Source organism: Streptomyces sp. NPDC058964, from assembly GCF_042741275.1.
Classification (GTDB): Bacteria; Actinomycetota; Actinomycetes; order Streptomycetales; family Streptomycetaceae; genus Streptomyces.
Genome location: NZ_JBHYKH010000354.1, coordinates 1 through 9,513, shown reverse-complemented (window position 1 = coordinate 9,513; position 9,513 = coordinate 1). Strand labels below are relative to the sequence as shown.

Genomic DNA, 9,513 nt, shown 5'->3' with positions numbered 1-9,513 from the left:
GCCAGGACACCCCGCCCCGAACCGGCCGCCCGCGCCCGCAGCGCCTGTGCCGCCCAGCCCGTCATCCGCGCGAGCGGCGGCCCGCCGTGCCGGCTGCGCGCGGCCACGGCCAGATGCCGCTCCGCGTCCGCCGTCCAGCCCAGCGCGAGCGCGATCCGGCCCGCGAGCAGGGAGGCCTCCGGCGCGGACGGCGAGCCGAAGGACGCGAGCCGCTCGGCGACCGCGGCCGCGTCCGCGACCAGCCGCCCCGAACGGCGACCGGCGGCGACCCGGGCCTCGATCATCACCAGCCGGGCGTGCGTCTCCCACCAGGTGCGCCGCTGCCCGGCGAACAGCCGTACGGCGACGGCGGCACGGGCGATGGCGGTGTGCGGGTCCCCCGCCGACCGGGCGGCCCGCGCGGCGGCGAGCAGCAACTCGGCCTTGCGGGTGGACTGGCCGCCGATCTCGTCCAGCACCGCGATCGCCGCGTCCGCCTCGGCCAGCGCCTCCGGGGCCAGCCCGGCGGCCATCAGCACCTCGCAGCGCCGGACGTACAGCATGAAGGTCGGCGTGCCGAGCTTGGCGTACCGTTCCTCGGCCTCGTCCAGCAGCCGCAGCGCCGCCGGGATGTCACCCGACCGGAACGCGGTCAGGCCCCGGCTCTCCACCGCGTCCGCCTTGTCGTGCTCCTGCCCGGTGGTGTCCCACAGCCGCTCGGCCGCGGTGAAGTCGGCGTCGGCCCGGTCCACCGCGCCCAGGGCCAGATGGACGGTGGCACGCAGGGTCAGCGCCCGCGCCGTCCAGATCACGTCGTCCGCCTGCCGCAGCACGGGTATGGCCCGGCGTACGTCCTCCAGCGCCTCCTTGTGATGGCCCAGCACCCACCAGACGTAGGCGCGGCGGTACAGGACCCGGGCCCGGGTGTGTCCGCTCCCGCGCGCGACACCGCGCTCGAACGCGGCCAGCCCCTGCCGCGTGCGCCCCGCGTGCACCAATGCGACCCCCAGCGTGGCGAGGACGTCCGCCTCCCGGTCGGGCGACTCCGCGCGGGCCGCCAGGTCCCGGGCGCGCCGGAGATGGCGCAGCGCGACGCGCATGTCGCCGAAGTCCCGCTGCCAGATGCCGATCACCTGGTGCGCGACGGAGGCGTGCAACGGCGACGGATCGGCGTGGAGCACCAACTCCGCCCGTGCCAGCGCCTCGTTGGGGGCGGCGAACACCATCGGCAGCAGTTCGAGAACCGAGTCGCTTCCCGCTGTCACCCCTCGGATGGTAGTGGCCTGCGGATGTACGTCCTACACGTCAGACGGGTTTGGTGCGGTCTCCGTCGGCTGTATCAATCGATGGTTCCGCCGCTCTGACTGACGACCGCCGCCTCAGTGGGAGGACACGCCATGGCACCCCAGCGATTCCACGAGCAGTTCGACCAGATCCAGCGCTCGATGCCCGACGTCCCCCTGGCGATGGGGCCGGACGACTCCGCCGAGTTCTTCTACGAGAAGGGCGTCGTCCTGGCGCGCGACGGCGAGGAGGCACGAGCCGTCGAGGACACCGTGCGCGCGCACTTCACCGAGACGACCGGACTGGTCGCCGACCATGTGCGCCGGGCGGGCCCGGAGACCAACCGGACCGGCATCACCCGCATCCAGGTCGGCGACCCCGGTCACGGCGACCGCAGCGGCGACCGTGCCGTCGCGCACGCGCTGCGGGCCATGCGCGAGGCGGAGGGACGCCACGGACGCCGGCTGGTCAGCCGCAACCACGTGGTCTCGATCGCGGTGAACGCCTGTCCCGGGGACGAACCCGTACCCGTCCCACTCACCCAGCCACCCAACCCGGCGGCCGCCGAGACGCCGTACGACCAGGACACGGCCGTCGGGGTCCTCGTCATCGACACCGGGCTCATGCGCGACTACCGCTCCTACCCGCTGCTCAGCCACACCGACGGCGACGGCCAGGTCAGGGAGACCGACGACGCGGGTGTGCTGCAGCAGTACGTCGGACACGGCACGTTCATCGCCGGGCTGGTCGCGGCCGTGGCGCCCAACACCGACGTGACCGTCCGCAACACCCTCAACGACGCGGGCGCCGTCCTGGAGTCCGAGTTCGGCGCCAAGCTCTTCGAGGCCGTCGACCGGGGCGGCTGGCCCGACATCATCAGCCTCTCCGCGGGCACCTCCAACGGCCGCACCGACGGTCTGCTCGGCGTCGACGCCTTCATGCGGGAACTGCGCTCCCAGGGGACCCTGTTGGTCGCCGCGGCCGGCAACAACGCCAGCGCCACGCCGTTCTGGCCCGCCGCCTACGCCTCCCTGCCCGACTACGAGGACGTCGTTCTGTCGGTCGGCGCCCTGCGCGGCGACGGCGAGTTCGGCGCCTGCTTCAGCAACCACGGCTCCTGGGTGAAGGTCTACGCCCCCGGCGAGCGCCTCACCAGTGCCTTCACCGGCTTCGACACGCCCGTGCCGTACGTGTACCAGCACTCCACGTACGACGCCTGCCGGTTCGGCTTCACCTACGCCTGCACCTGCCAGTACCCGCGCCACACCGGCGTGTTGAGCGAGGAGCGGGAGAGCGCCGCGGGCAAGCCCGACCAGGTGATGTTCGAGGGGTTCGCGCAGTGGAGCGGGACGTCGTTCGCGACGCCCGTCGCCGCCGGGCTGGTGGCCTCCCACATGACGGCGCACAAGGAGTGCGACCCGCGCGCGGCGCGCAAGCAACTCCTCGAGACCAACACCGAGTACGCGGAGGTGCGCGGGGCGCACGTACCTGCGCTCCGCCCGCCGACCTGGCACCCGGTCCCCGTCGTGCGACTGGCACCTCCGGCATGAGGGCCGGAACCATCCCCTCCACGGCGTACGATGACATGCCGTACACGAGGGGTGAGGCCGTGGACCGAGCAGAGGTCGGCGCGTTGGTCCAGTCCGCCGTCGACGGTGATGCGGCGGCCTGGAAGGCGCTCGTTGAAGGATTGAGTCCACTGGTGTGGTCCGTCGTGCGCGCGCACCGGCTCTCCGACGCCGACGGCCACGAGGTGTACCAGACCGTGTGGTTCCGCTTCGCCCAGCACCTCGGCCGGATCCGGGAACCGGACAAGGCGGGGTCCTGGCTGGCCAGCACGGCGCGGCACGAGTGCCTGAAGGTGATCAGGGGCCTGACGCGGCTGATGCCGACCGACGACCCGCAGGTCCTGGACCGGGTCAGCGAGGACCGCACGCCCGAGCAGTCGCTGATCGATTCCGAGGAGGCGGCCGCCGAGGCCGAGCGCATCCGCCGGCTGTGGCAGGAGTTCGAGGAACTCGGCGAGCGCTGCCGTCAGTTGCTGCGGGTCCTGATGACCTCGCCACCGCCGAGCTACGTCGAGGTGTCCGCCGCACTGGGCATCGCGGTGGGCAGCATCGGACCGCTGCGCCAGCGCTGTCTGCGCAGGCTGAGGGCACGACTGGACGCACGGGGGACGAAGTGAGCGGCACCAACGGCATGGACGGCATGCACGGCATGGACGGCGACGGCTTCGCCGCGGACGAGGCCGACGGCGAGGACGTGGACTTCGACGTCGCTCTTCTGGAGGAGGAGCTGCGCCGGGCGGCGGCCATCCTGGACCCCGTCCCCACCGAACTGCGCCAACTGGCCATCGAGGCTTACGCGTTGCACGACCTGGACGCGCAGATCGCGGAGCTGGCCTTCGACTCCCTGGTCGACGCCATCCCCGTGCGGGGGGCGACCGACCCGCCGCGGATGCTGACCTTCCGCGCGGGTGAACTGACCGTCGACGTCGAAGTCACCGGCGAGGGCCTGATGGGCCAGGTGCTGCCGCCGCAGCCGGCCCGCATCGAGGTGCTCGGCGGCCCGCAGGCGGCCGCCCAGGTCCCCGTCGACGCGATGGGCCGCTTCACCAGCGCCGCGCCACCCACGGGTCCGTTCGCGCTGCGGTTGCGGGCCGGCGGGGACGTGATCGTGACGGAGTGGCTCAGGGCCTGAGCGGCGGCCGTGGGGGCGGTGTGCCCGCCGTCACCGGGACCAGGTCACGGGGAGGGTCTGCGGGCCGCGGATCATGGTCTTGCGGCGCCAGACCACCTCGTCGGCCGGGACGGCCAGACGCAACCCCGGCAGCCGGTCCAGGACGGTGTCGACCAGGAGTTCGGTCAGCAGCCGGCCGAGGACGGCGCCCGTGCAGTAGTGCGGGCCGTTGCCGAAGGCCAGGTGCGGGTTCGGGTCGCGGTCGGGGTCGATGCGGTCCGGGTCCGGGAACACCTCCGGGTCGCGGTTCGCGGCCAGATAGGAGACGTAGACCGGCTCGCCCGCGCCGATCCGCACGCCGCCCAGCTCGACGTCCTCCAGGGCGACGCGCGCCAGGCCGACCGTGCTGCGGTGCGGAATGTAGCGCAGCAGCTCGTCCACGACGGTGCCGCGCGCCTCGGGGCGGGAGAGCATCCGGTCCAGCAGCTCGGGCCGGGTGAGCATCAAGAACAGCATCTGGCCGCAGTTGTGCGTGACGGCCTCGCCGCCGATCTGCAGCGGCCCCGCCAGCCCGACCGCCTCCTCCTCGCTGATCCCGCCCCGGGCCACCGCGGCGCCGAGCAGGGAGTACACCGAGTCGTCGGTACTGTCGGCACGGCCCCGGACCGTCTCCGTGATCCACCCGTACAGCCCGTTCTTCGCCCGGTCGGCCGCCTCGGCCCCGCCGGAGGTGGAGATGATCTGCCGCGTCCAGGCGTGCACCCGCTCACGGTCGGCGGCGGGCACACCCATGACCTCGCTGACCACGACGATCGGGAAGGGCTCCAGCAGCCGCTCGATCAGATCGGCGGGCGGTCCGTTCCGGACGATCCCGTCCGTCATCTCGTCGAGGATCTCCTGCGCGCGGGGCCGCAGCCGTTTCATCGCCGCCAGGGTGAACACACCGGCGACCGGCTTGCGCAGCCGGTTGTGGTCGGGCTGGTCGGCGAAGGCCAGCGAACCCGGTCGCGGCTTGAAGTGCGGGGCCAGCCGTGTCACCTGGCGCCGGGTGACCTCCGCGCGGCTGAACCGGGGATCGTTCGTGATCGCCCTGACGTCCTCGTAGCTGGTGGCCAGCCACGCCCAGCCGTCGCCGAACGGAAGACGGATGCGGGTCAGCGGGCCCTCGTGCATGAGGTCCGCGAGAACCGGGTCGAACTCCGTCCCCTCCAGGTCGAGGGCGGGCCAGTCCCGCACGGGCGGCGTCGCCGGGCCGGTGAGCGTGCCCATCTCCTCGATCATGCCCTCCAGCCTCCTACGACGGCCGCCTCCTGTCCTGCGGGAGTGCGCCAGCCGGAGGTCGGCGGCCGCAGGTCAGCGGCCGACGCCGTCGACCAGGACCGCCAGCGCCGCCACGAGCCGGGACAGCCCCGGCCCGGCCGGCCCGCCGGGCTCGGTCATGTACGTGTCCCGGCGGATCTCCACCATCAGCGCGCCGACCCGGGGGTCCTTGCCGTAGAACTCCAGTGGCACGTAGGCCCCGCTGAATGGGCTGTCGAGTCCCGTCTCCCCACACGCGGCGAACGCCTCGCGGGCCAGCTCTGCCAGCGCGGCCGGGGTGTGGAAGGCGTCGGTTCCCACGCAGACCGGCGGCCGCGGGCCGTCACCGTGCAGCTCGTAGGGCAGCCGCTCGGTCGGGTAGGAGTGGATGTCGATCACCACGGCCCGCCCGGTGGCCGCGAGCCGGTCGCGCACCGCCTCGGTCATCGCCCCTGCGTACGGCCGGAAGTAACGCTCGATCAGCGGCTGCGCGTCGAGATCCTCGGAGCGCAGGGGAGCACGGTGCGTGGTCCGGGTGTAGACGGCCCCCATCCCGACGGACAGCATCTCCTCCCGCTCGTCCGGGAACCGCTCAGGGTCGACGACGAGCCGCGACAGCCGGTTCACGAACCGCCAGGGCGTCACCCCGGCGAGCTCCGCCGCCGCCTCCGCGATCTTTGCCGTGTGCGCGTCGACGATGTGGTCGAGCTCCCGCTCCAGGGCCGCGTCGTCCAGCACGATGCCCTTGCGCACGGCGGGCGGTATCTCCCGCGAGGAGTGCGGCACGTGAAGGATCACCGAAGAGTCGTCGGCACCGGACAGGAGTTCGAAGGGCGGTGCGGGAAGGGGCATGGGCTGCTCCGGGGCGTTGTCAGTGGCGTGGTGCATGATCAAAGGTGCCACACGAGGGGACCGGCGAGGAGGGGCAGCGGCAGCATGCCGATCAGCAACGAGCAGGTGACGGCCCATCGGTTTCTGCGGGGCCTGTACCGGGACGACTACTGTCCCGATCACGTCGTGGACGGCGGCAGGGAGATCCTGCTGCGCCTGTGCGAGCGCATCGAGACGGAGCGGCCCGCCGGCCTGACCGCGCTGTACGTGCTGACCCAGGCGGCCACGGAGGAGTTCAACGACCTGCAGGCCGAGTTCGAGGCGGCCGACAGCGACATCGAGACCGTGGCCCGTGAGGAGATGGCCGGGGACTTCCGGTTCCTCGCCCATGCCTACGGATTCGCCGACGCGGACGTGGAGGAACTGATCGCCACGCGGGACTGGTGAGGCCCGCCCGGGATCTCCCCGACGAGCGGCGCCGGCGCAGCCGGGCCGGCAGGTCCCGGACCGGGACGACCCCGTGCCCGGGCGCGGCCGGGGCTGCCGGGCGGCGGCCGCGGCGAGTGGTGTGAACGGGTCGACGCCGCCGCCCTCGTAGGTCCACACGTCGGTGCAGCCGAGTCCGGGCAGCGCCTGCACCGCACGGCGGTGGGCGTTCAGGGGCAGCGCGGGGAGCGGGAGGCTGACGCCCCGGTGGGCGGGACCGGCCGTCGGGGGCCTCTCGTGCGCGGGAGCCGACGTGCGGATACGCGCCGGGACACGGCCGTTCCCCCAGCCGCTCGCCCGTGCTGTCACGCGCGGTTCACAAACCCCGGGCATGACACCGCCCCGGCCGGGGGTACCGGCCGGGGCGGGCCCGCTCACGACGACGGCGCGTGCGCCGCCGGGCGTCAGCTCAGGGAGGCGAGCGCCTCGTTCCAGGTGGCCGACGGACGCATGACCGCGTCGGCCTTGGCCTTCTCCGGCTGGTAGTAGCCGCCGATGTCGGCCGGGGAGCCCTGGACCGCGATCAGCTCGTCGACGATCTTCTGCTCGTTGGCCGCGAGGGTCTCGGCGAGCGCCGCGAACGCCTTGGCGAGGTCCGCGTCGTCGGTCTGCTGCGCCAGCTCCTGCGCCCAGTAGAGGGACAGGAAGAAGTGGCTGCCGCGGTTGTCGATGCCGCCGACGCGACGTGTCGGGGACTTGTCCTCGTTGAGGAACGTCGCCGTGGCGCGGTCGAGGGTGTCGGCGAGGACCTGGGCGCGGGCGTTGCCGGTGGTCTTCGCGAACTGCTCCAGGGACGGCACCAGGGCGAAGAACTCGCCGAGGGAGTCCCAGCGCAGGTAGTTCTCCTTGACCAACTGCTGCACGTGCTTGGGCGCCGAGCCGCCCGCCCCGGTCTCGAACAGGCCGCCGCCCGCCATCAGCGGGACGACCGACAGCATCTTGGCGCTGGTGCCCAGCTCCAGGATCGGGAACAGGTCGGTCAGGTAGTCGCGCAGCACGTTGCCGGTCACCGAGATGGTGTTCTCGCCGCGGCGGATGCGCTCGACCGACAGCTTGGTGGCCTCGACGGGGGCCAGGATGCGGATGTCCAGGCCGTCGGTGTCGTGCTCCGTCAGGTACTGCTTGACCTTGGCGATCAGCTGCGCGTCGTGGGCGCGGGTCTCGTCCAGCCAGAACACGGCCGGGTCGCCGGTGGCGCGGGCGCGGGTGACGGCGAGCTTCACCCAGTCCCTGATCGGCGCGTCCTTGGTCTGGCAGGCACGGAAGATGTCGCCGGCGGAGACGGTCTGCTCCAGGACCACGTCGCCGGCCTCGTCGACCAGGCGGACGGTGCCGGTGACCGGGATCTCGAAGGTCTTGTCGTGGCTGCCGTACTCCTCGGCCTTCTGCGCCATGAGGCCGACGTTCGGGACGGAGCCCATGGCCGCCGGGTCGTAGGCGCCGTTCGCGCGGCAGTCCTCGATCACGGCCTGGTAGACGCCGGCGTAGGACGAGTCCGGCAGGACCGCGAGGGTGTCGGCCTCCTGGCCGTCCGCGCCCCACATGTGACCGGAGGTGCGGATCATCGCCGGCATCGAGGCGTCGACGATGACGTCCGACGGCACGTGCAGGTTGGTGATGCCCTTGTCCGAGTCGACCATCGCCAGCGCGGGGCCCTCGGCGAGCTCGGCGTCGAAGGAGGCCTTGATCTCGTCACCGTTCGGCAGGGACTCCAGGCCCTTGAAGATGCCGCCCAGACCGTCGTTCGGGGTCAGACCGGCCGCGGCGAACGTCTCGCCGTACTTCGCGAACGTCTTCGGGAAGAAGGCGCGCACCACGTGACCGAAGACGATGGGGTCGGAGACCTTCATCATCGTGGCCTTCAGGTGCACGGAGAAGAGGACGCCCTCCTCCTTGGCACGGGCGACCTGCGCCGTGAGGAACTCGCGCAGGGCGGCGACGCGCATCACGGAGGCGTCGACGACCTCGCCCTCGAGGACCGGTACGGACTCGCGCAGGACGGTGGTGGAGCCGTCGTCACCCTTGAGCTCGATGCGCAGCGTGCCGGGCCGGGAGACGACCGCGGACTTCTCGGTGGAGCGGAAGTCGTCGGCACCCATGGTCGCGACGTTGGTCTTCGAGTCCGAGGCCCAGGCGCCCATGCGGTGCGGGTGCGTCTTGGCGTAGTTCTTGACCGAGGCGGGGGCGCGGCGGTCGGAGTTGCCCTCGCGCAGGACCGGGTTGACGGCGGAGCCCTTGATCTTGTCGTAGCGGGCGCGGATCTCGCGCTCCTCGTCGGTCTTGGGGTCGTCCGGGTAGTCCGGAAGCGCGTAGCCCTTGCCCTGCAGCTCGGCGACGGCGGCCCTCAGCTGCGGGATGGACGCCGAGATGTTCGGCAGCTTGATGATGTTGGCCGCGGGGGTCTTGGCCAGCTCGCCCAGCTCGGACAGCGCGTCGGGGATGCGCTGGTCCTCGTTCAGGTACTCCGGGAAGACGGCGATGATGCGCCCGGCCAGCGAGATGTCGCGGGTCTCCACGGGCACACCGGCCGGCGAGGCGTACGCCCGGATCACCGGCAGGAACGAATACGTCGCCAGGGCCGGGGCCTCGTCAGTGTGTGTATAGATGATGGTCGAGTCAGTCACCGGGTGCTCCGCTCCACGTCTGCAACATTGCTCGACATCAAGATATCTCGTGACCGTCCCCGGCTCGACAGGGGTCCGCGACTCGGTAAGTCGCGGGGCCGGGCAACCGAATCCGTGATTCAGGGGGTCATGACAAGACGATCGCCCCCTTCACCGGCGATCGCCCATTTCACCGACGGCCGGACCCGACCACCCGGCCGCCCGAGCGAAAGCGGACCATGAGATATCGCACCCGAGTGACGGCCCCGGCCGCCCTCCTGATCGGCACGGCGACGGCACTGACCGCGGCCACCACGGCCCACGCGCGGCCCGGCACGGGACAGGACACGGG

8 protein-coding genes are annotated in these 9,513 nt (G+C 72.3%); 4 read left to right on the top strand and 4 right to left on the bottom strand.

Going from position 1 to position 9,513, the window contains the following annotated elements; translation table 11 throughout:
- The coding region (locus tag ACFW2E_RS32660; RefSeq protein WP_384471228.1) for a tetratricopeptide repeat protein at positions 1-1,244 on the bottom strand (1,244 nt) is incomplete at its 3' end.
- Between the two features lie 132 nt (positions 1,245-1,376).
- On the opposite strand from ACFW2E_RS32660, the gene ACFW2E_RS32655 reads away from it, so the two are divergent.
- From ACFW2E_RS32655 to ACFW2E_RS32645, 3 genes are read left to right on the top strand one after another with little or no spacing between them, the layout of a single operon-like run.
- Complete coding sequence (locus ACFW2E_RS32655; protein ID WP_384471225.1) at positions 1,377-2,813, top strand: S8/S53 family peptidase; 1,437 nt, start codon at positions 1,377-1,379, stop codon at positions 2,811-2,813.
- Positions 2,810-3,448 carry an RNA polymerase sigma factor gene (locus tag ACFW2E_RS32650; protein ID WP_384471222.1) on the top strand — a complete coding sequence of 213 codons (639 nt, stop codon included), beginning with the start codon at positions 2,810-2,812 and terminating at the stop codon, positions 3,446-3,448. The genes ACFW2E_RS32655 and ACFW2E_RS32650 overlap by 4 nt, the downstream gene beginning before the upstream one ends.
- 23 nt (positions 3,449-3,471) lie before the next feature.
- Positions 3,472-3,963 (top strand): hypothetical protein, encoded by a 492-nt coding sequence (locus tag ACFW2E_RS32645; RefSeq protein ID WP_384471231.1) that lies wholly within the window; start codon positions 3,472-3,474, stop codon positions 3,961-3,963.
- 30 nt (positions 3,964-3,993) lie between these two features.
- Here ACFW2E_RS32645 and ACFW2E_RS32640 read toward each other — a convergent pair whose 3' ends face one another.
- Positions 3,994-5,223, bottom strand: coding sequence for a cytochrome P450 (locus tag ACFW2E_RS32640; protein WP_384471219.1), 1,230 nt, complete (start codon positions 5,221-5,223; stop codon positions 3,994-3,996).
- Positions 5,224-5,295: 72 nt separating this feature from the next.
- Entirely contained in the window at positions 5,296-6,129 is an 834-nt protein-coding gene (locus ACFW2E_RS32635) for an N-formylglutamate amidohydrolase (protein ID WP_384471216.1), read from the bottom strand.
- Between the two features lie 48 nt (positions 6,130-6,177).
- On the opposite strand from ACFW2E_RS32635, the gene ACFW2E_RS32630 reads away from it, so the two are divergent.
- Positions 6,178-6,519 carry a DUF5713 family protein gene (locus tag ACFW2E_RS32630; protein WP_384471213.1) on the top strand — a complete coding sequence of 114 codons (342 nt, stop codon included), beginning with the start codon at positions 6,178-6,180 and terminating at the stop codon, positions 6,517-6,519.
- A 443-nt stretch (positions 6,520-6,962) separates the two neighbouring features.
- Here the strand turns inward: ACFW2E_RS32630 and ACFW2E_RS32625 are convergent, their stop codons facing one another.
- Positions 6,963-9,182, bottom strand: coding sequence for an NADP-dependent isocitrate dehydrogenase (locus ACFW2E_RS32625; RefSeq protein ID WP_384471210.1), 2,220 nt, complete (start codon positions 9,180-9,182; stop codon positions 6,963-6,965).
- Between the last annotated feature and the right edge of the window lie 331 nt (positions 9,183-9,513).